Source organism: Paraburkholderia sp. GAS199, assembly GCF_050436585.1.
Classification (GTDB): Bacteria; Pseudomonadota; Gammaproteobacteria; order Burkholderiales; family Burkholderiaceae; genus Paraburkholderia.
Window position 1 is genome coordinate 611,151 of record NZ_JBNDMM010000001.1, and the last position, 25,406, is coordinate 636,556.

Here is a 25,406-nt window from a genome sequence, read left to right on the forward strand (position 1 = left end):
CTTACACCGCTGGACTCTGCGCGACCCGGATCGCGACGTTTTTCGTTTGCACGTAGCTGTAGATGGCTTCCTGCCCTTTCTCCCGGCCGAAGCCCGACAGGCCGACGCCACCGAACGGCGTCTCGATACCACCCGCGTACCATTCGTTGACGAATACCTGTCCCGCGCGCAAACGGCGAGAAAAACGCAGCGCGCGATTGATGTCGCGTGTGAATACGCCGGCCACGAGTCCATATGACGTGCCGTTGGCGATGTCGACGGCTTCGTCTTCGGTGTCGAACGGGATGATGGCGAGCACGGGACCAAACACTTCATCGCGCGCGATTTTCATGTTCGGCTGCACGCCCGCAAAAACAGTCGGCTGCATGAAGTGGCCCGCGCGATGGCTCACGCGTTCGCCGCCGGCGACGGCTTGCGCACCTTCGGCGATGGCGTCCTGACACATTGCAACGACGCGTTCAAGCTGACCGCCGCTGATGAGTGGCGTGTGATCGCTGTCCTGCTCGCCCGCGCCAATCGTCAGACTGCCCGCGAGCTTCGCTACGCCCGCGACGACTTCGTCGTAAATGTCGCGATGCACGATAAGACGCGACATCGCCGAACACACCTGACCCGCGTTGAAGAAGATGCCGCTCTTCACGCTGGCGAGCAACTGCGCGCGATCCGAGTCGGGGAACACTACGGCCGCCGACTTGCCACCAAGCTCCATGACGCTCGGCGTAGCCCATTGAGCGGCTGCGGCGAGAATTGCTCGACCCGTCGCCACCGAGCCGGTAAAGACGATCTGTTTGGTCCGTTCGCTAGCGGCCAGATGCGCCCCGACATCGCGACCGAGACCGCACAGCAATTGCGCCGCGCCCTGCGGCAGACTGGCGCGCTCGATAGCCTCGAACAGCACGCAAAGGCCGAGCGGCGACAACTCGGGCGACTTCACGATCACGGCATTGCCGGCCGCGAGTGCCGGCGCGAGCGAGCGCGCACAAATCGACACCGGGAAATTCCACGGCACGATCTGCACCGAGACGCCCATCGGTTCGTAGCGGGTGAAATCGACGTAATCGTCGCCGAGCGGCACCGAGATGCCTTCGAGTTTGTCGGCGATGCCGGCGTAGTACTCGAAGTAGCGCGCCGCTTCGACGAATTCGTCGCGGGCGTCGCACAGACGCTTACCGTTTTCGAGGCACAGAATGCGTGCGCCTTCTTCCGTGACGGCGCGAATCTCGTCTGCGATGCGCAGCAGCCAGCGCACTCTTTCGGCGGGACGCGGCCGCGTCAGCTCACCGCCCGCGGCACAGCGTGTCGCGGCATCGAGCGCGCGTTGCGCGTCGTCGATGGTCGCGAGCGCGATGCTTGCGAAGGGCTCGCCGTTTGCCGGGTTGGCGATGTCGAGGCGCGTGGGGCTATCCACCCATTCGCCATCGATGAAGTTCAGCCAGTGGTGACCGATCGGACGTGTCATGGCTTACTCCGCGGACGGCTGGCCGTTCGCGAGAACGCGACGCGCCATCCACTGGTGGAAGTAATGAGTCGGCACGTCCATTTCGGGCGAAAACACGCCGCCGCCGAAGCCCGGCGACTGACGCCCGGCCTGCATACCTTCGACCGCGGAGATATCTTCCGAGAACACCACGCGCCATGCGTTCAGCACGGCCTGGCGGCTCGCGGCGTAATCCGGTGCGTCGGCCGCATTCTTGCCGACGAACAGCAATCGCAGATGTTCGACCGTCCGGTTTGCCGACAAGGGTTGCAGCATCATCGCGAAGGCGTGGTCGGCCTGGATGCCGAGCAGAACGTTCGGGAACAGCGCGACGTATTCGGCGTTGCGCATGCGATCGGCCGGCCATGCCGGGAACGTCGGCAGCGACGTGCCTTCGACGTCCGCGAGGTTGTATGCGTAGCTGCCCTGACCGGCGAACTGCTCGCCGAACATGATGTTGTAGTGATCTTCCAGACGCGAATATGAGTTCAACGACGGATGGACCCAGGGCAAGTGGTAGGCCTCGCAATAGTTCTCCACCGCGAGTTTCCAGTTGCAGTTCACTTCGACCGACCACGCACCGCCGTCACGCGGCACGTTCATCAGCGAGTAGCCGTCCGCGCCGAGAAACTGCGTCCAGCGCTCGGTCAGCGGACGGATCACTTCGTCGAACGCGGGCGCGTTGCCCGACAGGTTCACGAACACCATGCCCATCCACACATGACTGCGCAGCGCTTTGAGGCCGTGCTTCTCGCAGGCGACGCGGTCGTCCTTGTGCTGATTGATGCCGCCGACGTGCGGCGTGCCTTTGAGCGTGCCGTTCAGGTCGTAGGTCCACGAGTGATAGGGGCAACGAATGACGCCCTGGATTTCGCCGGCTTCCTGCACGAGCTTCATGCCGCGATGGCTGCAGACGTTATGGAAGACCTGCAGCGCGCCTTCGCGATTGCGCGTGATGAGCAGGGGCAGACCCATGAAATCGACCGGCTGAACGCTGGAATTCTGCTTGAGGTCGTCAGCGAAACCGATGCACACCCAGTCCTGGCTCAGCACCGAGTCACGTTCGATCCTGAAGTACTCGTTGTCGGTGTAGAAGGTATTGCTGAGGCCGCTGGCCTGATCGATCGGCTTGAGCACCGTCTGCAACTGGGCCAACGGAAAATATTTGATTTCGGTGGGGGCGTTCATTGTCTTGTCTCCTGTGCACGCATGAGTTTTTCGCCAAGGCCCTCGGAAGGCAGCGATTGGAGAAAATTATCGAAGCGGGACAGCGGGACAACAAACGATTCTTTGGCTGCGGATTGATTGAGAAAAGTAATGAGTGGGGAGGGGGCTTGCGAGGGTGTCTCTTAGCTGGCTCGGTGCGAGATCGCTTTCGCGCAGTCAGGCGTTAGCGGCATTCCGTTCGTTGCCACGGGCAAAGAGCTTAGGCAAACGACCGATGCCATCTGTTCGTGCGCGGTCCGATACATGTCGTTAGTGACGGCTCAAATTTCTGTCCATGAACGCGGCACGCATTTCGATTGGTAGGTGCCATTGCATGCTAGAAAACGGACAAAGACATCTCACTGAAGGCTCGGAATACGACACTCCCCAGCGCCGTGCAACGCACCAGCCAGATACTTCTCGAGTGTCTCGACCAGCCTCGAAACCTGACACGGCCCGTGACATAAGCCATCGAATCCCGCTTCACGTGCCGCTGTCGTTTCGCCTCTGGCGGCCGGGTCGGTAATGGCAATGACTAGTGTGCGAGCAAGCGCGGGATCGTGTGACGTCGCTTGTACGAGACGCCGAACATCTTGCGCAGCGAGGCGCATGTCGATCAGGAGCACGCCGGGTTGCCAATGCCCGAGCATCAGTTCGACATCGCTCGCCTCGGTGTGATGAACAGCCGCGAATCCGTCGCGCTGTAGTCGCTCGGCGATCATCTCGCCGCTCACCGCGTCGCGATGCAGGACGACAATCAGTCGCGCGTTGCTTGCATGCGGTACGGGTTTGAAATTCCAAAGGACGATGCTTTCATCGTCGTTACGCAACGGTCGATTCATGATGAAAATTAGCGCTATTCGACACCAGGCAGCGCCGACCAGACGTGTGCCGGGGCGCCTGATGTGTCTCTCAGGTTCCAGCGTCTGTGATTGCGCTGATGTCAAATAAATTTGACATCACTGGTTTGCGCTGTCAAGAGGCAAGAAATAGGGAAATTCCCACTCGCTTGAAAACACGGATCAGGCCTCAGGGCCGGCCGTGAAGGATTCGTATAGACGAAAGGATGTTCTTGCGCCCCGCTTGATCGACGCTGCCGTGATCAACGGCGAGTGGCGATAAAAGGCGGGCGTGTGGGCGCCTGCCCGCAGTTTTTTATTAAAGCCAGCGGGCAGAATGCGTGTGCATGGGATGAGTGACGTGCGACGCGGTAAATCGAGAAGCAGCGTCTTTCACGCGCCGCGCAGAAGCCTCGCGTATTCCCGTCTGACCACGTGATAGCAACTGCAGGCCAGCGCTTCGATGCTGCGTCGATCGAGTACTTCGACTCGACGCCCGTCATAGCGGATAGCGCCCATGCTTTGCAGCTGGCCGGCAACCTCGGACACCGTTGCAGGATTGACGCCCAGCAACTCGGCGATCATCTCGTCAGTGACGGGCAACGCATTCGTGTCTAGCCGGTCGAGACTCAGCAACAGCCAGCGGCAGAATTGCTGGAAAACCGGGTGATGGCGATTACATATCGCTGTCTGCGCCATCTGCGTGATGAGCGCTTGCGAGAAGCGGAGAACGAGGTCCTGCAATTGACCGCCGCGCGCGAGTTCTTCCTTGGCGAAGTCCGCGTCGAGGCAATACGTGAGCCCTTCGGTCTGAACCACGGCGCGACTCGGAACAGGTTCGCCGCCGAGGATTGCCGCGATGCCCAGCAGACCGTCGCGTCCAATCACCGCAATCTCTGTCGTCGCGCCGTTGTCGGCGACGTGCAACATGGAAAACACCGCGGTCGCGGGCAGATAGATGTGCTGCGGACGATCGCCCGGTTCATACACAACCGCGCCGAGCGGCAGCGTCTTGTTCGACAGATGCGGCGCGATACGCGCCTGATCTTCCGCGGGCAGGGCAGCCAGCAGACTATTGGCGAAGGGTGCGTCGTCTTTTGCCTCTGCGCGATTGGCCAGCGCTGCATCGAGTTGGCCCCGCGAGACGCGCGCGACAAACGCGAGATGCTGTTCTTCGAGCAGAGCGCGATTCTGGTGAGGTAGCAGACTGAGCACCGCGGCGCGTAGCGAGTCCTGTCCGAGCGCGTCCAGCATGCGCAACTTGGCCAGCGTCCCCAACTCACTTTTGCCCGTGCGCCAGGCGGAAATCTGCGCACGCGTCAGTCCGAGGCCTTCCGCGACTTGCGCGTCGCTACTGAACTCGCCGAGCCTCTTCACGTCGTCGTATAACGCGTGCCAATCAGTCGTCATGCAAACGGGGCCTAAATGTCAAATATATTTGACGCGCTCCAAGTGCCATGAAATACTGGATTACCGTGAGCGCGGACTGTTCGGAAAATGGTTTTGTTATAGCACATGCTCCACTGGTCTCGACACGCTGACGTATCCACAGGTGCAAGCTTTGGATACCGGTTTACGCACATTCAGAAACCCACCTTTGACCGATTCCATCTCCTACGTCAGGTTGCCGCACACCCTCGCGGCAAGGCAGACATTGATTGTCCCGTCAGAACCTCTGGACGACAGCCAGTTTGCGGCGCACGAACTCGAGTTTGTTCGAAAGCTGTTTGGTTACTCGGAATTCCTGCGTAAATGTGCGCGCGAAACACCTGTTTCCGACGCATTCCTGCCGGTGCTGGTTATGTTGCTTGAAGTCATCGATCTGAATGCGCCACACGAAGCGCGACGGTGTGTCAGTCAGTTGAAGCAAATACTGGAAGTCACTTTCCCGGAAGGCGGAGTGGCCGTGCTGCCGGGAACATCGAGCAGCACCGGTGATGACGACGGTACTCCCTCGTCGTAGAACGCGAATGAAATCGGGCGGACTTTGCGCCTGGTTCGCGTATTCACTATTCACACGGGCAATCCGTGTTTGTTCAGTCGAATGCATCGGGCGCACAGAGAGGTGCGCCATTGTCGATGCGCGGAGGAAAAATGAGCGCCGATACACTCCGGCTGAATTTCACGTCAGGTCCAGGTCGACTCACCGACGAAGACTGGCGCCGTGTCGAACATCTGTTTCCAACAAGCGAGTCAAAGCGGGGTCGTCCTCGCGTCGACGCACGTCACATTCTCGATGCCGTGTTGTGGGTGTGCTTCGATGGAAACAAGTGGAATCGGCTGCCTTCTTCTTTTCCGGCGCAGCAGACGTGCTACCTGTACTTTCTGAAGTGGCGTCGGACGGGCGTGTTGACCGAGGTTGCAAGAGAACTGGGAATGCCGGACGAAGCTTTCTGCGGAGTGTCGCCGGAGTCGTGATGTTTAAGTTAGCCGGGACCGCCGGTTAGCATCGCGTTTTCAAACGAAGCACATTCAGTGAGCGGGCCGTTCATAGACCCCACCTCAATGTCCTATAGCGATGTATGCAGGCCGTTTCGCGCTGGAGCATATTCGACTCTTCCGTGTTCGCCTCGTTGCCTTTACCGCGCAGTCCACCCACCGTCGATCACCAGGTTCGCACCGGCCATGAAACCCGATTCATCGCTCGCCAGAAACGCGGCGGCCGCTGCGATCTCCTCCGGTTTGCCCAGTCTGCCGAGAACGGTCGAGTCTTCGAAACGCTTGCGAAGTGCCGCAGGATCGTCGCTGCTCTCGAAGACTTCGTCGAGTAGACGAGTTTTCACCGGGCCGGGACAAAGACAGTTGACGCGAATATTCTGCGCGCCGTGATCGATCGCCATGGCTTTACTGAGCATCACGACGGCGCCTTTCGACGCGCAATACGCCGCAACGTTAGCCTCGCCGACCAGACCGAGTTCCGACGCCACATTGACGATGACTCCGCTGCCGGCTGCGGCCATGACAGGAATGCACGCGCGTGAACACAGGAACACGCCTTTCACGTTGACCGCAAAGAGACCGTCCCATTCTTCCGCTGTCGTGTCGACCACGGTTTTGGCGAACTCGATGCCCGCATTGTTGACGAGCACATCGATGTGGCCATAGCGCTTCATGACCTCCGCGACCAGCGAATTGACGTCCGCTTCGCGTGAGACATCGGTTTGAATCGAACAGGCCTCATATCCCGCCGCGAGTAGTGCAGCTGCCTCGTTGCTTGCGTCGTTGATGTCGGCGATCACGACGGTCGCGCCGTCGGCTGCAAAGCGTGCTGCGATGGCGTAGCCGATGCCGCGCTGCGCGCCAGTGACGATGGCGACTTTGCGTTTGAGCGTCATTTGTGTCCTCTCATTTTTCGCGGTTTGCGGCAGGGTGTCATTTAGTCCAATTCTGCCAGTGGGTCAGATGAGCGGCAATCAAGCAAAGTCGCCATTTCGGAAGCACACTGATCTGAACGGCTTATCTGGCACCAAACGCCGCAGCAGATAAACAGCGTTTCGTCGGGACATTCTCGTGCTGTCGTATGTCGCGTGGCCGGCGAGGGCAATGTCAACGCCAGGCGTCTGAAGCTTTTCGGGAACGCCTGTTGCGAGCGCTCATGTTGTTTTCTCACCGACACGAGGTGTCGACATGCAAACCGTCCCGACTATCGATCCCATTGCTGATCCGAACGAACCGTCCGAAGCCCCCGATGAGCAACCGAGTCCGGCACCCGACAGGGAACCTCAAACTGATCCGCTGGTACCGGATGTGTCGCCGGAAAGATGACGCAAAGCTCGACCGCACCCATAGCCAACGCGTTGCTTAGCATTGCAACGCGGCAATTCCGGCAGCATCACTCCAGCGGTCTCACACACAGATGCGCATCACTGTGCCGAAGAAGCGCCGCTCGCCGTGGAATCCGGTGTAGTTGAAATGGCCGGCTCACTCGTCGTCGTCGACGATGCGCTGACACCTGAGTCGCTTGCGCGTTTTGCGGCGTCGCTTGTTCCAGCGGTCCCACTTGGACCTGCCGAGTTGCTCATCACGCCGCTGCTGCCGGAGCTCATCGTGTCCTTACTGGCGTCGTCCACCTTCTTGCAGCCGACGGCAAGCGTAACAAGTGCGGGAGCAACAGCAAGCAGTAACATTTTCTTGGCGATTAGGCTCATGACGGATCTCAGGTTGTTGGCATATTCGTGCACAAATTCACTCAGCAAGAAACGTGTCTGGACGAAGTTGCCCGGATTCAACCGAGGTACGTTGAGGAAACAGCAAAAAAAATCTGACGCGCCGCAGTGCTTCGACAGTTCATGCGCTGCTGAAACATAGCCGATAGCACTCGGAGCATACTCAACCACGCTACCTTGACCGTTTTAAAGCCGCCAACCCACGCGGAGGAAATCATGACCGACGCCCCCTTCCAAACCATCGAGCCCAAGATTCTCTACTTCGGAACACCCGTCGCACTGGTCAGTTCATACAACGAAGATGGGTCGACGAACATCGCGCCTATCTCCTCGTTCTGGGCGCTGGGCTGGACCATGATGCTTGGCCTGCTCGACGAAACGAAGACCGCTGAAAACCTCGCTCGCCATCCTGAGTGCGTCGTCAACATTCCGTCTCCCGACCTTTGGCGGCAGGTAGAAGAACTCGCACCGCTGACTGGAAAAGACCCCGTGCCAGACCTGAAAGCAAAGCAGTTCCACTTCGAGAAAGACAAATTCGAAGCCGGCGATTTCACGCCAATGTCCAGCGAACTCGTTAAACCCGCTCGCGTCGCCGAATGCCCTATGCACCTCGAGGCGGAAGTGCGTCATATCCATCGTATGGGTGGCGAGAAACTCGAGCGGCTTGGCGGCGGCGTTGCTGCGGAGGTGGAGATCGTTCGGGTTCATGCGGACCGTGCCTTCGTGACGGAAGGCAAACATATCGACCCCGAGAAGTGGTCGCCGCTCATCTACAACTTTCGACATTACTTCAAGCTCGCGGGAAAAGAACTCGGCAAAACATTCCGCGCCTAAGCCGCGATTCCGCCGTGGCAGCCACCTGCCAACCACTGACTTAAAACCGTCACGACGACGGACTAGCATCGAACGTTCGCATTCACGGAGCAGTTCGCCGACATCCGCGACTTTCCTCAACCCGCTGCGGGAGTGCGAATGCTCGTTCACTTCATGCCGTCATCCGGCATCGTCGTGGTCATGCTGGTGGTCTGTCTCGTCATGGTTCTCGCGTTCGAGGCGACAAACGGCTTCCACGATTCTTCCAATGCCGTTGCAACGGTCATCTATACACAGTCGCTCAAACCGGTGCCGGCAGTCGTCTGGTCGGGACTGTTGAATTTCATTGGCGTGCTGGTGGGCGGGATTGCCGTCGCCTATGCACTGGTGGAAATACTGCCGCCAGACGTGCTGACGCCACCCGACGGCTCGCCAGCCGTCCCGATGCTCGTGTCGATCTTCGCGGCGGCATTGTTCTGGAACGTGCTCACGTGGGCGTTCGGCATTCCCAATAGCAGTTCGCATTGCATCATCGGCGCACTGATCGGCGTCGCCGCCGCGGACGCGATATTGAAGTCGCGCAGTCTGACCGATGGCGTCGACTGGAAGCAGATCATCACCGTGCTCGAAGGGCTGGCCGTTTCACCCGTACTCGGCTTTTTGCTCGCCGGCGGCCTTTACGGTTTGCTGCGTCTCATCGTGCGCAAGGGGCATCTGTTCGAGCCACCCAAGGAAGGTCAACCGCCGGTCTGGTGGCTGCGCGCCTTGCTCATTCTGACGTGTACGTCTGTCAGCTTTTCTCACGGAACCAATGACGGCCAGAAGAGTATCGGTCTGATCATGCTGACGGTTATCGGTTTGTTGCCTGCAACGTACGCGCTGAATCCGAAGGAAGTCGGTCAACTGACTGAACTGAGCCAGCACGCGACGCAGGCCATCCCGCTGATCCAGAAATACGGCGACGACGTCAAGTCGCAGGGACTGCGGGCGGCGGTCGAACTGCAGCAGGCGCAACCGGAGTTGCAGAAACAGTCGTCCGAATTGCAATCGGGCACGACGCCATTGGCAGTCGAGCGTGCGACGCGAGCCAGATTGCGCGGTGACATCTACGACGTGGTGGCGCAGATGAAACACGTCGGCGAGGTCAAGGAAGCAAGCCCGCAGGAGAAAAAGCTGGCCGGGGATCTGCTTAAACAGATGAGCCTGCCTGTCGAATACGCGCCGTTCTGGGTACGCATGCTGAGTGCCTTGTGTCTCGGGATCGGAACGATGGTCGGCTACCGAAGGGTAGTGCGCACACTCGGCGAACGCCTCGGCAAGCAACACATGACGCCGGGTCAAGGCGCAAGCGCCGAACTCGTCGGCTCGTTGCTCATCGGAACTGCGGGCTTCACGGGATTGCCGGTAAGCACGACTCACATCATTACGTCCGGTATCGCCGGGACCATGGTGACGGGCGGACAAGGCGTTCAAGGTGGGATGCTGGTGCGGATCGTGGTGACGTGGCTGGTGACGTTGCCCGTTACGATCGGCCTGTCTGCGGGTCTCTTCTACGTGTTAGCAAACCCGAAGTTTTGAGGCCGTTGCGGGTGACCCGCAGAGTGGATAAGGCGCTGGGAGGCGTCGAAGCCCCGTCTCGACTATCCGCTCACACTTAAAAACGGCTTAAGCCTGTGTACGTAATTCGACAACATTCTTTTGTTCTGCGGTGCCTTAATTTCAAACGACCATCGGCATACAGTGTCATCACTGAAACGCAAACGGGTGTTTGCGCAAAATGAAGCCTGGAGGTCAATATCATGAAACTCGTTCAATCGCTCATCGTTGCTGCCGCTCTTGCCATTCCCGCCGTCTCGTCATTCGCTCAATCGAGCGATGCCGCTGCACCGACGCATGTTCAGACTCAACAGGTTAGCGCGAGCAGCGCGGACGTCGCGAATAGCGGCTTCGGCGGCGCGGCAGATGGTTCGTCGGCATCGGGTGTGCGCCGTGAACTCCATTCGTTCCGTGGCGCGGTCGCCCGCGTCGGTCACGAAATCCAAAGTTCGGTTCGCCCTGACGCAAACGATGGAATGAAGCCAGTGTTTTTCGGCTCGTAATTTGAATGGGAAGGCCTCGTTTCAACTGAAGCCTTCCAGTTTCGATGTCGTAGTTTAAAAACGCGCAGACAGGTCTGCGCGTTTTTTCTTTTGTCCTCGCAGACCGCCGCGCATATCGCCTACCTAAAGTCCATACCGCTCCCGCAAAATCTCCGACGCCTGAACAAGAACCCGCAGCTTCGCCTCGGCAATCTGATGGCTATTCACGGGCGCATCTGCAAAGGTCGCAAATCCGCAATCCGGATTGAAGAGCACACGTTCGGCGCCGAACAACTCAATCGCCTCTTCGGCGTGATGCAACACGTGGTCGAGCGATTCCACATGCGCGTGCTTCTGGTTGCATAAGCCGACGCCAATCCGCTGCCGGTCCGGCAACTCCCGCAAGAACGACATTTCACCGGCGCGCGGTGTACATAGTTCGAGAAACAACGTGCCGACGTTTAACGCAGCCAGCGTGTCGACCAGCGGACGATAGTCGCCCGTCATCGCCTTGCTTTCATCCGCCGTCCAGTTGCCGCGGCACATGTGCATCGCCACGCGTTCCTGTGGAAAGCCTTCGGCCACGGCGTTCAACAGATCGCGCGCAAAAGATAGTTCATCGCGCGGATCGCCTTTCTGCGAGAGCGCGCCGCACATGAAACTGCGCTGGCTCGTAGCGCCCGAAAACGCAACTTCTGAAAGCACCGGCTCGTCGAACTGGACGAGCGCCGCGCCTTGCGCGAGCAGGGCGGCCAGTTCCTCGCGCAACACCCGGACCACATCGGCCGCCAGCTTCTCGCGGCTTGCGTAAGCGCGATCGGAGATACATTCCATCCACATCGTGCGTGTGAGCAGATACGGTCCAGGCAGCGCCACTTTCACAGGCCGCTCCGTCAAACTGCGTACGTAGGCGAGTTCATGAACCGCGAGCGGCTTGCTGCGTCCGAGAGGACCGAACACAGCGGGATGACGCACCTCGCTCGCCGGCACGTCGAGTGCGCGCAATTCCTGCTCGAACGCTTGCGGATCGTCGACATAGGGCAGCAGGTCGGTCAGTGGAATCAGCTGGCAATTGTCCAGCAGGCCGCCGACGAAGCTCGCGTAACTGTCGCGCCGTTGCTCGCCATCCGTGACGACGTCGACGCCCGCGCGCAACTGCGCGGCGACGGAAAGTTGCACGGCGTCGTCTGCGCTGGCCTGAAAGCTTGCTTCGTCGAGTCGGCCTTCCATATGGTCGTGCAGGGCCTGCAACATCCAGCGCGGACGTGGCCAACTGCCGATGCCCATCACCGACAACGGACGAATGGCCGGCGCGGGGGCAGGAGAGGGCAAGAGTGCGGGTATCGTGACGTTCACGCGTTGCATCACGCGCGACACAGAAGAAGAGGGCGATGTTGTTCCTGCCGCAGCGGTCAAGAACGCGCCCTTGCTCACGAGAAAGCTGCGCCGCTTGCCTTCCTTCGTCCATGAGACGAGTTCGTTGCCTGTCATCCGGCACCACGCGGGCAGGTCCGATTCGACCGAGGTTTCGGTCGAACGGATTTCGAGTAACTGGCCGCGTTCGAGTGGATCGATATGCTTGCGGATCAGCAGCAACAAGCCGTTGCCGCAATCGAGATCGCCGCCATCGAATTTGACGGCGGCCGAATACGGATGCCGTATGGACGGTTCCATCATGTTTGCTCCATGGAGGGTTCCAGTGCCGCTGTGCGCGCGTAGAGACGCCGGGCGAGCGTGTCGTCGAACGCGTTGACGGGCACGTCGAGCACGGTTGCGCCGCGCGCTATTCCGACGACACGGTCCGCAAACTGCCGCACCCAGTCCACCTGATGCAGGCTGCACAGCACGGCCACGTCCTGCTCGGCGCAACATTGCCGCAACACGGCCAGGACTTCCGCACCGGTGGCGGGGTCGAGGCTCGCGACGGGTTCGTCCGCGACGATCAGCGCCGGTTGCTGCGCGAGCGCGCGGGCCGTGGCTACACGTTGCTGCTGACCGCCCGACAAGGTATCGACACGACGCATGGCGTAATCGATCAGACCCACCCGTTCGAGCGATTCGAGCGCGAGCAGCCGGTCCGCGCGCGCAAAGCGGCGTGTCATTCCGCGCCATGCAGGCACATGACCGAGTCGCCCGGCCAGTACGTTGTCGAGCACGCTCAGACGCTGCACGAGATTGAAGCGCTGAAAGATCACCGCAACCTGCCGACGCGCACGGTGTCGCAGTGCAGCCACCGGCACGCCGGCGATGTCGATCGCGCCGCTGTCGATCGCGTCGAGCCCGGCCACGCAGCGCAGCAACGTGGTTTTGCCCGCGCCGCTCGCGCCGAGCAACGCAACGAACTCGCCCGATTCGACAGTCAGGCTCACGTTGCGCAGTACCTGTACATCGTGGATACGCTTGCTTGCCGCTGAAACATGCAAAGGCGCGGGCCGTTGCGCGACGCGTTGAAGTGGAGGCGGCGTGGGCAGGTTCATGTACGTCGTTCCGTCATACGAGTTTTTTGCGTAACCATCCCGAGACCTGATCGAGTGCTGTGACGACGATGAGTATCACCGCGATGATCGTGAACAGCCGGTTGAAATCCAGCAGGTCCATGCTGTTCTTCAACTCCTGACCGATGCCGCCGGCGCCGACCACGCCGAGTACGGTCGAGGCGCGGATGTTGAACTCCAGCCAGAACAGCGCCGTCGACGCGAACACCGGCAGCACGTCGGGCAGCACGGCATACTCGATACTCGTGAAGCGGCCGGCGCCGGTTGTGCGCACGGCATCGTAGGCAGCGAGGTTGGCGTTCTCCAGTTGATCGGCGAACAGCTTGGCCGCGCTGCCCCACGTGTGGAACGCGATGCCGAGCACGCCCGCGAACGGCCCCAATCCGACCGCGGCGACGAACAGCAGCGCGAAGACGAACGAGTCGATGCCGCGCAGCATGTTGAGAAACCAGCGCACGGGAAAATAGAGCGCCGGCAGCGGCGTGAGATTGCGGGCCGCGAACAGTGCTGCCGGCAGCGCGAGCAACGCGGCGGCCGTCGTGCCTACGGCGGCCATGGCTAAGGTCTCGGCGGTGCGCTGGATGATCAGTGGAAGTTCGTCGACACGCGGCGGCCACGCCTGCACGAGCCAGCCTGCGAGCTTCGGCATGCCTCTGGCGAGGCGCGCCGGGTCGACGTGCGCGAGACTGAAACAGACCGCGTAAAAGGCGATGAGCGCAGCGAGCGTCGCGGCGAACCTGAAGCGGCGCAAGCCAGAATGCGCCCGCTTCGCTTCGAGTGCCGCGAGCGCCGTCGCTGCCGCCGAGCCTGGTCCGGTGGACGATGGCGACAGTGCCATATCAGGCCTTCGCGCGAATCTTGCCGACGGCGACGCCCGCTTTCTCGATCATCGTGTACGACGTGTGCGTCGCCGACACGAAACCGGTATAGCGCGGCGGCAGCAGAGCTTTCGCCTGTTCCGGCGTGACTGACAGCAGAATGCGCTGGATCTGCGCGACGAACTCCGGCGACGTGCCGTGCGGTACCACGATCGCGTCGTTCGGCAGGGGGTCGGAGGTCCAGATGATCTTCGTACCGTCGGGCTTGATCACGCCTTTGTCGATCATCGCATTGCGATTGCGATCGAAGTCCGTTGCAAGATCGACCTGACCGGACTGCACGGCGACTTCGTTTGCGGCGTGCGTCGCGCCTTCCGTGTATTTCCAGAAAGTTTTCGGATCGATCTTCCAGACTTCTTTCGCGTACCACGTCGGCATTAGCCAGCCGGAGGTCGAGCCGACGTCCGCGAAGGAAATCGACATGCCTTTGGTGTCGTCGGGAAAGCGGCTCACATGAAGATCCGGACGGCCAATGACGATGCCGCGATACGACGGTTTGTCGTCGTATTTGACGGTAGCGAGCGCCTGGCAGTCGGTGGCGTTATTGGCAATCACGTAGCCCCACGGTCCCATCCACGCGAGATCGAGTTGGCCCGAACCCATTGCGACGGCCATGCCCGCCCAGTCCGTGGTCGCCGACAGTTCGTAATCGACATTGAGTTGCTGCGCGAGCCACGCGAAGAACGGACCGAAGCTTTTCTTCGTATCGTCGGCAGTAGGCAGCAGCGGACCGACGCCGCAGCGAAGAATCTTGCGGTTCTGCGCGCGAGCGAGCGGCGCGAGCGCCCACGACGATGCGATGCCGGCCGCACCGGCAATGAACATTCTGCGAGTTGTCATGGGAACCTCAGTAGCTGAGACTGGGGCAGGCTTCACCCATGAATTCGACGAGCATGGCGCCACCGACAATCGTCGCGCCGGGAATCAGCTTGTCTTCGTCGAGCGCGCGCTTTTTGAAGCATGGCGAGCAGACGTAGATCTTCCCGCCCGCGTCGACAAAACTGGTGATGAGTTCATTGAGCCGCGCAAATCCGGGCTCATGGATTTCGTCCGCGTAACCGGACTGAGACAGGCGAGTACCTTCGATATTCAGGAACACGACGACTTCTTTCTCGCTGGCGATGGCAGCATTGGCTACCACGAACGCGACCGTCGCACGGTCGGTGTCGTCTTTCGCTCGAGTCAGACTGACCACGAATTTTCCAGACACGATGTTCTCCCGATTCTCCAGTTGGTGGACGAAAAGAGCGCAGACGCCGCTCCACCACGGACGGCGTCAGGCTTTGGCTTGAATAAAAAAGATGCCTTGTTCAGGATCAGCCATCAGCAGACGATGGCCGGTGATACGGCAGTACGACGGAATATCCTTGATTGCGCCGGGATCGAGGGCGACCAGCCTGATGATCTGACCGGGCATGTCACGTAACCGCTTGCGCAGTTTGATCAACAGCTCTCCGCAACTCATGTCGCCCGCGTCCCATTGCACGTCGAACAGCGGATCGGGTTCTGCTCGCGACGAATGGTTCGTGATGCTCATGATTGAATAGACATGCAGCGGGCAAGAAGACAGAAGCCCGATTATGCCTGCTGAGCTATTTTATGAATGAGCAGGAAACACCGGAAATTGTCATAACGCACGGAGTTGATTGATCAGGAAGGCGCGATGCCCTCCTGTTCTTGGGCTAACGTCAATCGCGCCAGCTTTTCACTTCGGCCAACGCCAGGTCGGATCGGAAAGATGCTCGGCGAAGTAATCGGACAGCGCGGCCACCTTCGCCGGACGCGCGCGCGCCGACGGTGTGACGAAATAAAGACCGCCCTTCGTCAGCGACCAGTCGGTGAGGATGGCTTCGAGCCGTCCATCGATCAGATATTCGCCCGCGATGAATTCGGGCAACTCCGCAATCGCAAGACCCGCGAGCAGCGTAGGCAGCAGGGCGTCGGAGTTCGTCACGCGCAGCGGGCCGGTCGGCATGACCGGCTCTTCCTCGCCCGCGTCGTTCGTGAAGCGCCATACATCGCTACGTGCGCGGAACGCGTACGAGAGACATGGCCGATCTGCCAGTTCGCGCGGATGCGCCGGCCGACCCTCGCGCGCCAGATAGTCCGGCGACGCCACCACGAATTGCGTGACCGCGCACAGCCGACGTGCCACCAGCGACGAATCCGGCAGCGCGGCGATGCGCAGCGCGGCGTCGAAGCCATCGGCGACCAGATCCACCGACGCATCGGAGAGATGCAGGTCGATCGACACCTCCGGATAGGCCCGGAAAAACCCCGGCAGCAGCGGCGCGACCCAGCGCAGTCCGAATGACATCGGCACCGCCAGACGCACGAGTCCGCGCGGCTGCACCGACATTTCGCGCGCCGCGCTTTCCGCTTCCTCGGCCTGTCGGTAGATATCGCCCGCCTTCTCGCAGATCGTCCGGCCGAACTCGGTCAGCGAAAGCTGGCGCGACGTGCGGTTGAAAAGCCGCGCGCCCAGTCGGTCTTCCAGTCGGGCCACGCCGCGCGAGACCGTCGCCACCGACACGCTCATCGCCCGCGCCGCGGCCGCGAACGATCCTTCCTCGGCGACCTTCGCGAACATCGCCAGTCCTTCGAAATCCGGCAGCTTCGGCATTTCCCCTCATCTTTGCATTTTTGCAACGTTTGATTGCAATCAATTCTATTTCGAAAAGACCGGGCCGTCGATATTCTCCTTACATCGCAGCACGACACACCGAACACCACCCTCAACTGAACGAACGGAAGGAGCATGACCATGGCACGCAAACTCGACAACAAAATCGCACTCGTCACCGGCGCAACCAGCGGCATCGGCCTCGCCACCGCGCAGCGCTTCGCCGCCGAAGGCGCACACGTCTACCTCACGGGCCGCCGTCAGGCCGAACTCGATGCCGCCGTCAAAAGCATCCATGACGCCGGCGGCAAGGCGACGGGCGTGCGCGTCGATTCCACGAAACTGAACGAACTCGACGCGCTGTATGCGCAGATTCAGGAAGAGCAAGGCCATCTCGACGTGCTGTTCGCCAATGCGGGTGGCGGTTCGATGCTGCCGTTCGGCAGCATCACGGAAGAGCATTTCGACGACACCTTCGACCGTAACGTGAAGGGCGTGCTGTTCACGGTGCAGAAGGCACTGCCGCTGCTGGCCGCAGGCGCATCGGTGATTCTCACCGGCTCGACGGCGGGTAGTGCGGGCACCGCGGCATTCAGCGTGTATTCGGCTTCGAAAGCGGCGGTGCGCTCGTTCGCCCGCAACTGGATTCTCGACCTCAAGGACCGCCAGATTCGCGTGAACACGATCAGCCCGGGCGCCACCCGCACGCCTGGCCTGCTCGACCTCGCCGGTGACGATGCCGCCCAGCGTCAGGGTCTCGCCGACTACCTCGCTGCGCAGATCCCGATGGGACGACTGGGCGAAGCCAACGAAATCGCAGGCGCCGCGCTGTTCCTCGCGTCGGATGATGCGAGCTTCGTGAACGGCGTCGAGTTGTTCGTCGACGGTGGCCAGCAGCAGATCTGAGTGTGATGCGGGTGAGCACGGGGCGCGGAGATTTAATCGCGCTCCGACCGCCCGTCGCCCAAATGGACTTTTATCATGATCGAACACCGACCTTTTCATTCACTCGGCGCAATCCGGAGCGACTGGCTCGACGCGCGACTGCATTTCCGCGTTGCCGAAACCGGCCGTGCAGAGCATGCGCCGCTCGGTCCGCTTTACGTGTGGAACGACGATGAATTCACGCCGAATTCGGGCTTCGGACTTCACGCACATCGCAATGTCGAGATCGTCACGTGGGTGCGGTCGGGCGCGATCACGCATGAAGACGACGCGGGAAATCGCGCGCGGTTGGTCACCGATTCCGTGCAGGCGATGAGTACCGGTGCAACGATCCACCACGCCGAACGCAATGACGAAGATGTGTCTGCGCGGCTATTTCAGATCTGGCTGCATCCACGCAAGCGAGGCGGCGCGCCGCGATGGGCGACGCGCGTGTGCTCGCGCGAATGTCGCGAGGGCCGCTTCGTCACGCTGGCGAGCGGCGATGCGGACGACGTGCGCGCGGGTGCGTTACCGATCGATGCGGACGCACGCGTGCGTATTGCGACGCTGCGGGAAGGGTCGGCGATAGAGTTTACCTTGCCCGTATTGGGTGCGGCGTATCTGGTTGCCGATCATGGGCGGCTCGATGTTGGGTCGATCAGGCTTGCGCCGCGGGATGGTGTTGTGATCCGCGATGAAAAGAAAGTGATGTTGACGGCGCGCGATGATACGGATGTGGTGGTGGTTGAATTGTGGGGGGCGTGAGGGTACTGCCCGTAGTTTCGTGCTGTGTCCGACTTCACGCTGGCGCTCACAATACCCCCCCGCGATGAATAACAACTCTCTCCAGATCAGCGCTGCTTCGTCGCAAGCAGCGCCGTATCGATCAGACCGTCGATACTTTTGCGCTTTGCCACGAGAAGAGAGAAATTCAGCACCGCGTGAAAGACGCCCAAGTAGTACCAACCAACATCTTCGGTATCGGTGCCGGCTTTCACTTCCTTGTGTTTAATTCCCCTCTCGAGTTGTTCGACAAACACCGCATGTTGCTCCTTCAGGCACTTGAGCGCCGCTTTCTTTAGCGCATCCGGCAAGCTGGGCGATTCGACACAACTGCGCGCCACAAAACAACCCGAAGGGCGCGCCGGTCCCGCCGATGAAGGCGCAAAGTCTCGCAAGATGGCCTCGATGCTGCTCGATGGATTTTTCTCAGCAACCGCCTTCATTCTCGCGATGACGCGTTCGTGATAGACGGCTAGCGCTTCCAGAAACAGGCCGTCCTTGTCGACGAACCGCTGATACAGGCTCGATCGTGAGAGCCCCGTGGCGTCGACAAGATCCGAGATCGCCGTCCCCGCGTAGCCGTGCGTCCAGAAAACTTTCACCGCCTGCGTAAGGACGGCCGATTCGTCATAGGCTGGTTTGCCTGCCATGTGTCCTCTTGACAATGTGGAATGATCGTTCCAAGATGATACCAGAATCTCGTCAATCATCTGGGAATATCACTATGGCCGAAAACCGTTCAACACTCCGTATAGCAATTGCAGGCGCGACAGGGCGAGTGGGCTCCGCGCTCACTCACAAGCTGGTCGAGCGCTCCATCGCCGTGAGAGCGCTCACCCGAAATCCCGATTCACCGAAATTGCCCGTGGGCGCCGAGGCCGTGGGCATCGACTTCTCCGACGCATCCACTCTCCGGGCAGCGCTCGACGGCATAGATCGTCTGTTCATCGCGCTAGGCAGTTCGCCGCAACAACCCGCCAACGAGATCGCCTTGATCGACGCTGCCGTCGCGAGCGGCGTTAGCCACATCGTCAAGGTCTCGGCGATTGGCATTCCGCTAAAGCGTCATCCATTCGACTGGCACGCGCAAATCGAGGCTCATCTGGCGAGTCTTCCGATCGGTTATACGCTTCTGCGGCCATCGGGCTTTAACGACCTGCTCAGCCGATCGGCGAAAGACATCGCAAATGGCAGTTGGGGCGGCTTCATCGGCAATGGAAAAACGAACTTCATCGATACGCGTGACATCGCCGACGCGGCGCAAGCGGTGATTCTGGCGGACATTGCGCCGCTGACGCAACGCGTCTTCCACCTGACCGGCGCGCGAGCCTGGAGCATGGACGAGGTGGCGGCTGTACTCGCTGGTCTACTCGGACAACCCGTGCACTATCAGCATCGCTCCAAGTCGCAACAAAACGAACACTTCATTAACGCCGGGCTGAATGAGTTTGTCTGTGATTTGCTGCTGGGTCTCGAGCAGACCATGGCGGACTCAGTTCTCGGAGAAACCACCGCCACCGTGAAAGAACTTGCCGGCCATGCACCACGAGAGTTGAAAGACTGGCTCGAAGAGAATCTCGCCAGCTTTGGCGGTCACGGAGTAAGGTAAATCAACATGATCAAGCTCAACCTTTTTATTACGCGGCGCTCCGATCTCACGGCCGAGCAATTCGCCGAATATTGGCAGAACATCCACTGGCCGAAGATTCGGAATGAAACTGGCGCTACTGCGGTCGCGTTCCGATATGTTCAACAGCATCGCATTCCGGGCGTTCCGCCCGGCGTCGCCGAGGCGCCCTACGATGGCGTCGTGGAGGGCTGGTGGCCTGATTTGCCTACGATGTACTCCGTACTAGGATCACCGGAATGGACGGCGATCATGAGTGACGAAGAGAACTTCATGGACCGGTCGAAAACGCTCATGCTTCTCACCGAAGAAAAGGTGAACTGGCGGGCTCCCGCTGACCGTTCCTGATCGGCGCATGCGGTCGCGTAAGTTCGTTGGAGAGTGATTTCTCCGGCCTACTCAATCGTTGGCAATCAACTCCGCATCCGGCCAATGGCCGTCCGAAACGATTTGCCGAATGCAATCGCGCATTACACGAGCAGTGCATCGAACCGCCTGCGAGGTTTGTCGTGCCGACGGCGCCGGTTGCGCCAATGCAATCGTGCGGACGAACTCCGATTCGTCGATAAGAACCGCATCTAAGGTCGAAGTCTTGAGTTCGTCCCGGATGGCGATGCGCGGAATCACCGACTTGCCGAATCCTCGAATGACAAGGCTCTTTTGCACGGCAAGCGCGTGTGTTTCGGCCGCGACGGAAATGTCGACACCATGGACGGCGCACGCGTGTTCGACCAGACTGCGCAACCGGTGATGAGTGCCGGGCAAGATCAACGGTGAAAGGCCGAGTGTCGACACGGGCGCGCGCGGCTGCATGCTCGCTATTTCATGGGGCAATCCGACAAGACACAGCGGTTCTCTTACCAGCGGCTCGATATCCAGCGCGGGAGCCGCGGCGAGGGAAGGGTTATAGAGAAGCGTGGCATCCAGTTCGCCGGAAATAAGAGCCTTGAATAACGGATCGGAGTAATCGACCGAGAGAGAAATTTGGATGTAGGGAAAGGCCTCGTGCATGGCCGCATACAAAGCATCCGCGATCAGGTCGCAGCTACTCGGCAATAAACCAATTCGAACGATTCCGGAAAGCTTGCCGGCTTCTGCCGGGTGTATTTCTTCGCGCGCGATATCGAGTTCGCGAACCGCACGGCGCGCGCGTTCGATGAACAGGTTGCCCGCCTCGGTGAGTTGCATCCCGACCCGGGTTCGGACGAACAGGGCCGCGCCAAGCTCTTCTTCCAGAACTTTAATCTGTCGGGTGACTGCTGGCTGCACGACGTGCAGCATCTCCGCCGCTCTCGTCACCGTTCCCGTATCCGCCACCGCAAGAAACGCTCGGATCTGCCGTATCTCCATACCCCTGTCTCCTTGGCGCCATGCCGCGCAGTAATGCTGCCATCATCTTATGTTATTCGACGGGCAGTTGTATTGGCTTTTAACATGGATGCACTCGGAGTTCCGCTGCGAGAACCACGCAGCGCCTCCCACTCAATCAATCCATGGAGCTAAAGATGGAGACAAAGCCAAACCTGATCGACGGTCAATGGGTGACCAGCACCGACTCGATACTCAACGTCAATCCGTCGAATCTTTCGGAGCCCATCGGCGAATATTCGCTCGCGACGCCCGAACAAGTCGGTGAGGCTGTCGCGGCCGCGCGCCGGGCACTCCCAGCGTGGGCTGCGACGACGACGCAAGTGCGCAGCGATCTGCTTCTGAAAACCGCGATCGAGTTGCTCGATCGCAAAGTCGAACTCGGCGAGTTGGTGTCGCGCGAGGCCGGCAAAACTCGCGCGGACGGAATCGGCGAAGTGGTGCGCGCTGCACAGATCTTCCAGTTCTTTTCCGGTGAAGCCGTTCGTTATGGTGGTGACAATTTGCCGTCGGTCAGGCCCGGCATCGGCATTCAGACGAGTCGTGAGCCTGTCGGCGTGGTGTCCGTGATTACGCCGTGGAATTTCCCCATTGCCATCGCCGCCTGGAAGCTCGGTCCCGCGCTGGCATTCGGCAATACCGTCGTTTTTAAACCGTCTGAAGAAACGCCGGCCATCGCATGGGAGTTGATCGACATCCTGAAGCGAAATGGGTTGCCTGCGGGCGTGGTCAATCTCTTGATCGGGAAAGGCGCGGTGGTCGGCCAGGCCCTGACCGAAGGTGTCGACGCCATTACTTTTACCGGCAGTGTGCGGGTCGGTCGCGAGATTGCAACGCGCGCCGTGGCGAATATGGCGCGCGTTCAGCTTGAAATGGGCGGCAAGAATCCACTGGTGATTCTGGATGATGCCCAGCTGAATGTAGCGGTCGAGTGCGCCGTGAATGGCTCCTTCTTCTCCGCTGGACAGCGTTGCACCGCATCGAGCCGGTTGATCGTGACGGACAAAATCTACGACCGGTTTGTCGACGCGCTACTTACGCGCATGCAGTCCCTGAAGGTCGGCCCATCGCTCTCCGACGGCATCGATATTGGGCCGGTTATCAATCAGCGGCAACTCGACACGATTCAGGGATACATCGAAATCGGCAAGAACGAGGGCGCGCGATTGCTGGCCGGCGGAGAACTCGTCGACGCGGCGACGCCCGGATTCTTCATGAAGCCGGCACTGATGGCGGGCACCAATGACATGCGTATCAATCGTGAAGAAGTTTTCGGGCCATTTGCGTCGGTGATTCGCGCCTCGGATTACGAGGAGGCATTGGCACTCGCCAACGACACGCAATTCGGCTTGTCATCAGGCATCTGCACCACGTCGCACAAGTACGCCACCCATTTCCGCATGAACGTAAAGAGCGGCCTGACGATGGTGAATCTGGCGACCGCCGGCCTTGATTATCACGTGCCTTTTGGCGGTCGAAATGGCTCCAGTTACGGTCCGCGCGAGCAGGGAAAAATGGCGGTGGATTTCTACACGATCAGCAAGACGGCGTACGTGAGTTACGAATAAGCGACGCAAAACCCAGAATCGCTAATAACAAAACAGGAAGACAAATGGAAACTATCGGTTTCATCGGACTCGGCCGCATGGGCAAATCGATGGCGGCGAACCTCGTCAAAAAAGGTTTCAAGCTGATCGTCACGGACCTGAATGCTTCGGCCGTAGCCGAACTGGTTGCGCTGGGAGCGCATGCGCAAAACGACGTTGCCGAACTGGCACGCGAATCGACCATCGTGATTACGATGCTGCCGACGTCGAAAGAAGTGGAATGGGTTGCACTCGGCGCGAACGGGATTTTCGCCAACGCGAAGCGAGGCACAGTGCTCATGGACATGAGCACGATCGACCCGATCGCCACGGATCGGCTGCAGGCCGAGGCAGTGACGAAAGGAATGTCCGTTGTCGACGCGCCAGTGGGACGCCTGGCCGAACATGCCGACCGCGGCGAATCGCTGTTCATGGTCGGAGCCAGCGACAGCGATTTCGCCAGAGTCAAACCCTTGCTGGACGCGATGGGTTCGACCGTCTATCACTGCGGAGGCGTAGGAACCGGAGGGCGGACCAAGCTGGTCAACAACTACGTTGCGGTCACGCTGTGTCAGGTCAATGCGGAAGCTCTGGCACTCTCCCAGCGTTTCGGCCTGGATCTCACGAAAACGCTTCCCGTTCTGCTCGGCACTTCAGCCAACAATGCGCAGTTGCGTGTGAACTTCGTCAACAAGGTGTTGGCCGGAAACACAGCGCCGGGTTTTACGATCGACCTTGCCCATAAAGACATGTCGCTGGTTGTGAACGCCGCTCATGCCGCAAAAGTACCCATGCCGGTCGCTGCCGCCGTTCATGAATCTTTCAGCCTTGCACGAGCGAGCGACCGAGGCGGCATCGACTTTTCCGGCATCACGGACGTGGTCTGCGACCTGGCAAAGATCGATCGTCCTCGCATCCCGACCGGTTGGACACCAGGCTGAAGTCGGCCGAAAGCCAATGATGGACGCGCAGGAAAAAATCTCGCGCCATCTGCGCCTATAACTGCGGCGACGAAGATCCATCGAGGTGCGTTTTTGTCGACGCAGTAAATCGCAACTGATTAGGATTGCGGATAAATAGTTCGAGTCACAAACAACACATCATCCTTCTCGACAACCGCATCTGACGGTAGTGCCGATTGCGCGGCGAGAAGGATGCGAAGGCTGACAAAAATACACTATATGGAGACGCGATGTTAAAGAGTCTGGCAAATGACGATCATCTCGCGCATACGCTTGAGCAGGAAGATTTGACATACCGAAAGGTGACGCGCCGGTTGATACCTATTCTGTTTTTGGCGTATGTCTTCTCTTACCTCGATCGCGTGAACGTCGGTTTCGCAAAGCTGCAAATGCTATCGGATCTGAATTTGAGCGAAGCTGTTTATGGATTGGGAGCCGGTATCTTCTTTGCCGGATACGCTTTGTTCGAAATTCCCAGCAACATATTGCTTCATCGATTTGGAGCAAGACGCTGGATAGCTCGCATCATGATTACGTGGGGCGTGCTCGCAGGCGCGATGATTTTCGTTAAGACGCCGACATCGTTTTATATCTTGCGGCTCCTGCTCGGCGTAGCGGAAGCCGGATTTCAGCCGGGGATATTGTTGTATCTGACTTACTGGTACCCCGAACATCGTCGTGGGCAGATCATGGCGCTCTTCTTTGCGGCTATCCCGGCATCGAGCATCATCGGCGGTCCCTTGTCGGGTTGGATCATGAGTTCTTTCTCGGGTGCGCACGGGCTCGCCGGCTGGCAATGGATGTTCATCATTGAAGCCTTGCCTGCGATCGTGATCGGCATTGCGATTCTGCGCATCTTGCCGGATAACATCCGCAAGGCGAAATGGCTGTCGTCGCAGCAGTCGATCTATCTGGAAAGCGCCGTCAATGTCGAAGCCAAAAAGGCGCACGAGTTCTCATTAGCAGGGGTGTTCTCCAACCCGATGGTGTTCGTGATGGCGGCCATCTATTTCTGCAACGTGATCGGTATCTACGGAATCAGTTTCTGGTTGCCGACGATCATCAAGGCGACGGGCATTGTCGACCTGTTCGATATTGGCATGCTCACTGCCATTCCGTCGTTGGCGGCGATTGTCTTTATGATAATTATCAGCCGGAAGGCCGACAAATCCGGCAATCGCAAGCAATATCTCGCGGCGATGATCGCGCTCGGCTCGGTCGGTCTGGTAGGAAGTGTCGTGTTCAGTTCGAGCACAACCATCTCGCTGATCTCTCTGGCAATCGCGACCATCGGCATGTATTCCGCGCTTCCGCTGTTCTGGAGTCTTCCCACGGCATATCTATCGGGCGTCGCGGCGGCAGCGGGGATCGCGCTCATCAACTCCCTCGCGAACGTATCGGGATTCGTCGGGCCTTATCTGATTGGATGGGTCGAGCAGACGACGGGAAGTACGAACATCGCCATCATCGTTCTTGCCATAGCGTGCGCGCTTGGTGTCGTGCTGACGTTGTGCATCCCGTCCCGTATCGTCAATCGCGCGACTCCGTCAGGTGTGTTGGACGGTGCGCAGTGAGTAA

At 59.7% G+C, this 25,406-nt stretch carries 27 protein-coding genes; 12 read left to right on the forward strand and 15 right to left on the reverse strand.

Going from position 1 to position 25,406, the window contains the following annotated elements:
- Window position 1 precedes the first annotated feature (1 nt).
- The 4 genes from P3T18_RS02625 to P3T18_RS02640 form a co-directional block, all read right to left on the reverse strand.
- Window positions 2-1,459, reverse strand: coding sequence for an aldehyde dehydrogenase family protein (locus tag P3T18_RS02625; protein ID WP_429298349.1), 1,458 nt, complete (start codon window positions 1,457-1,459; stop codon window positions 2-4).
- 3 nt (window positions 1,460-1,462) lie between these two features.
- Entirely contained in the window at window positions 1,463-2,665 is a 1,203-nt protein-coding gene (locus P3T18_RS02630; RefSeq protein WP_429298350.1) for an aromatic ring-hydroxylating oxygenase subunit alpha, read from the reverse strand.
- 377 nt (window positions 2,666-3,042) lie between these two features.
- Window positions 3,043-3,630: a response regulator receiver protein gene (locus P3T18_RS02635; RefSeq protein WP_429298351.1), complete on the reverse strand. Its 588-nt coding sequence runs from the start codon at window positions 3,628-3,630 to the stop codon at window positions 3,043-3,045.
- A gap of 285 nt (window positions 3,631-3,915) precedes the next feature.
- Window positions 3,916-4,932, reverse strand: coding sequence for a Crp/Fnr family transcriptional regulator (locus P3T18_RS02640; RefSeq protein ID WP_429298352.1), 1,017 nt, complete (start codon window positions 4,930-4,932; stop codon window positions 3,916-3,918).
- 187 nt (window positions 4,933-5,119) lie between these two features.
- Here P3T18_RS02640 and P3T18_RS02645 point away from each other — a divergent pair, with 187 nt between their 5' ends.
- Entirely contained in the window at window positions 5,120-5,485 is a 366-nt protein-coding gene (locus P3T18_RS02645) for a hypothetical protein (protein ID WP_429298353.1), read from the forward strand.
- Between the two features lie 131 nt (window positions 5,486-5,616).
- Window positions 5,617-5,940, forward strand: coding sequence for a transposase (locus tag P3T18_RS02650; protein WP_429298354.1), 324 nt, complete (start codon window positions 5,617-5,619; stop codon window positions 5,938-5,940).
- Window positions 5,941-6,101: 161 nt separating this feature from the next.
- Here P3T18_RS02650 and P3T18_RS02655 read toward each other — a convergent pair whose 3' ends face one another.
- Both P3T18_RS02655 and P3T18_RS02660 read right to left on the reverse strand, forming a co-directional pair.
- Window positions 6,102-6,857, reverse strand: a complete 756-nt coding sequence (locus tag P3T18_RS02655) for an SDR family NAD(P)-dependent oxidoreductase (protein ID WP_429298355.1) — start codon at window positions 6,855-6,857, stop codon at window positions 6,102-6,104.
- A gap of 528 nt (window positions 6,858-7,385) precedes the next feature.
- Entirely contained in the window at window positions 7,386-7,859 is a 474-nt protein-coding gene (locus P3T18_RS02660; protein ID WP_429298356.1) for a hypothetical protein, read from the reverse strand.
- 45 nt (window positions 7,860-7,904) lie between these two features.
- On the opposite strand from P3T18_RS02660, the gene P3T18_RS02665 reads away from it, so the two are divergent.
- From P3T18_RS02665 to P3T18_RS02675, 3 genes are all read left to right on the forward strand, one after another.
- Window positions 7,905-8,522: a flavin reductase family protein gene (locus tag P3T18_RS02665; protein ID WP_429298357.1), complete on the forward strand. Its 618-nt coding sequence runs from the start codon at window positions 7,905-7,907 to the stop codon at window positions 8,520-8,522.
- Between the two features lie 138 nt (window positions 8,523-8,660).
- The gene (locus tag P3T18_RS02670) at window positions 8,661-10,079 is read left to right on the forward strand and encodes an inorganic phosphate transporter (RefSeq protein ID WP_429298358.1); all 1,419 of its coding nucleotides are present in this window, start codon (window positions 8,661-8,663) and stop codon (window positions 10,077-10,079) included.
- 221 nt (window positions 10,080-10,300) lie between these two features.
- The gene (locus tag P3T18_RS02675) at window positions 10,301-10,600 is read left to right on the forward strand and encodes a hypothetical protein (protein ID WP_429298359.1); all 300 of its coding nucleotides are present in this window, start codon (window positions 10,301-10,303) and stop codon (window positions 10,598-10,600) included.
- Window positions 10,601-10,723: 123 nt separating this feature from the next.
- Here P3T18_RS02675 and P3T18_RS02680 read toward each other — a convergent pair whose 3' ends face one another.
- The 7 genes from P3T18_RS02680 to P3T18_RS02710 form a co-directional block, all read right to left on the reverse strand.
- Window positions 10,724-12,256: a 5-methyltetrahydropteroyltriglutamate--homocysteine methyltransferase gene (locus P3T18_RS02680; protein WP_429298360.1), complete on the reverse strand. Its 1,533-nt coding sequence runs from the start codon at window positions 12,254-12,256 to the stop codon at window positions 10,724-10,726.
- Window positions 12,253-13,056, reverse strand: a complete 804-nt coding sequence (phnC, locus tag P3T18_RS02685) for a phosphonate ABC transporter ATP-binding protein (RefSeq protein ID WP_429298361.1) — start codon at window positions 13,054-13,056, stop codon at window positions 12,253-12,255. Before phnC ends, P3T18_RS02680 begins: the two co-directional genes overlap by 4 nt.
- A gap of 13 nt (window positions 13,057-13,069) precedes the next feature.
- On the reverse strand, window positions 13,070-13,912 hold the full coding sequence (gene phnE / locus P3T18_RS02690; protein ID WP_429298362.1) for a phosphonate ABC transporter, permease protein PhnE: 843 nt from the start codon (window positions 13,910-13,912) through the stop codon (window positions 13,070-13,072).
- A gap of 1 nt (window position 13,913) precedes the next feature.
- Window positions 13,914-14,792, reverse strand: coding sequence for a phosphate/phosphite/phosphonate ABC transporter substrate-binding protein (locus P3T18_RS02695; RefSeq protein WP_429298363.1), 879 nt, complete (start codon window positions 14,790-14,792; stop codon window positions 13,914-13,916).
- Between the two features lie 7 nt (window positions 14,793-14,799).
- Entirely contained in the window at window positions 14,800-15,162 is a 363-nt protein-coding gene (locus P3T18_RS02700; RefSeq protein ID WP_429298364.1) for a DsrE family protein, read from the reverse strand.
- Between the two features lie 66 nt (window positions 15,163-15,228).
- Window positions 15,229-15,489 carry a sulfurtransferase TusA family protein gene (locus P3T18_RS02705; protein ID WP_429298365.1) on the reverse strand — a complete coding sequence of 87 codons (261 nt, stop codon included), beginning with the start codon at window positions 15,487-15,489 and terminating at the stop codon, window positions 15,229-15,231.
- Between the two features lie 168 nt (window positions 15,490-15,657).
- A complete protein-coding gene (locus P3T18_RS02710) occupies window positions 15,658-16,575 on the reverse strand; it encodes a LysR family transcriptional regulator (protein ID WP_429298366.1) in 918 nt (305 codons plus the stop codon).
- 141 nt (window positions 16,576-16,716) lie between these two features.
- On the opposite strand from P3T18_RS02710, the gene P3T18_RS02715 reads away from it, so the two are divergent.
- Window positions 16,717-17,481 (forward strand): SDR family NAD(P)-dependent oxidoreductase, encoded by a 765-nt coding sequence (locus tag P3T18_RS02715; RefSeq protein WP_429298367.1) that lies wholly within the window; start codon window positions 16,717-16,719, stop codon window positions 17,479-17,481.
- Window positions 17,482-17,556: 75 nt separating this feature from the next.
- Window positions 17,557-18,267, forward strand: coding sequence for a pirin family protein (locus tag P3T18_RS02720; RefSeq protein ID WP_429298368.1), 711 nt, complete (start codon window positions 17,557-17,559; stop codon window positions 18,265-18,267).
- Window positions 18,268-18,353: 86 nt separating this feature from the next.
- Here P3T18_RS02720 and P3T18_RS02725 read toward each other — a convergent pair whose 3' ends face one another.
- Window positions 18,354-18,935, reverse strand: coding sequence for a TetR/AcrR family transcriptional regulator (locus P3T18_RS02725; RefSeq protein ID WP_429298369.1), 582 nt, complete (start codon window positions 18,933-18,935; stop codon window positions 18,354-18,356).
- A 74-nt stretch (window positions 18,936-19,009) separates the two neighbouring features.
- On the opposite strand from P3T18_RS02725, the gene P3T18_RS02730 reads away from it, so the two are divergent.
- Together P3T18_RS02730 and P3T18_RS02735 are read left to right on the forward strand one after the other, a co-directional pair.
- Window positions 19,010-19,894, forward strand: a complete 885-nt coding sequence (locus tag P3T18_RS02730; RefSeq protein ID WP_429298370.1) for an NAD(P)H-binding protein — start codon at window positions 19,010-19,012, stop codon at window positions 19,892-19,894.
- A gap of 6 nt (window positions 19,895-19,900) precedes the next feature.
- Window positions 19,901-20,260: an EthD domain-containing protein gene (locus tag P3T18_RS02735; RefSeq protein WP_429298371.1), complete on the forward strand. Its 360-nt coding sequence runs from the start codon at window positions 19,901-19,903 to the stop codon at window positions 20,258-20,260.
- Between the two features lie 51 nt (window positions 20,261-20,311).
- Here the strand turns inward: P3T18_RS02735 and P3T18_RS02740 are convergent, their stop codons facing one another.
- Window positions 20,312-21,262, reverse strand: coding sequence for a LysR family transcriptional regulator (locus P3T18_RS02740; RefSeq protein WP_429298372.1), 951 nt, complete (start codon window positions 21,260-21,262; stop codon window positions 20,312-20,314).
- A gap of 155 nt (window positions 21,263-21,417) precedes the next feature.
- On the opposite strand from P3T18_RS02740, the gene P3T18_RS02745 reads away from it, so the two are divergent.
- From P3T18_RS02745 to P3T18_RS02755, 3 genes are all read left to right on the forward strand, one after another.
- Entirely contained in the window at window positions 21,418-22,848 is a 1,431-nt protein-coding gene (locus P3T18_RS02745; protein ID WP_429298373.1) for an aldehyde dehydrogenase family protein, read from the forward strand.
- Window positions 22,849-22,865: 17 nt separating this feature from the next.
- Window positions 22,866-23,807, forward strand: a complete 942-nt coding sequence (locus P3T18_RS02750; protein WP_429299025.1) for an NAD(P)-dependent oxidoreductase — start codon at window positions 22,866-22,868, stop codon at window positions 23,805-23,807.
- Between the two features lie 251 nt (window positions 23,808-24,058).
- Window positions 24,059-25,402 (forward strand): MFS transporter, encoded by a 1,344-nt coding sequence (locus tag P3T18_RS02755; protein ID WP_429298374.1) that lies wholly within the window; start codon window positions 24,059-24,061, stop codon window positions 25,400-25,402.
- Window positions 25,403-25,406 lie beyond the last annotated feature (4 nt).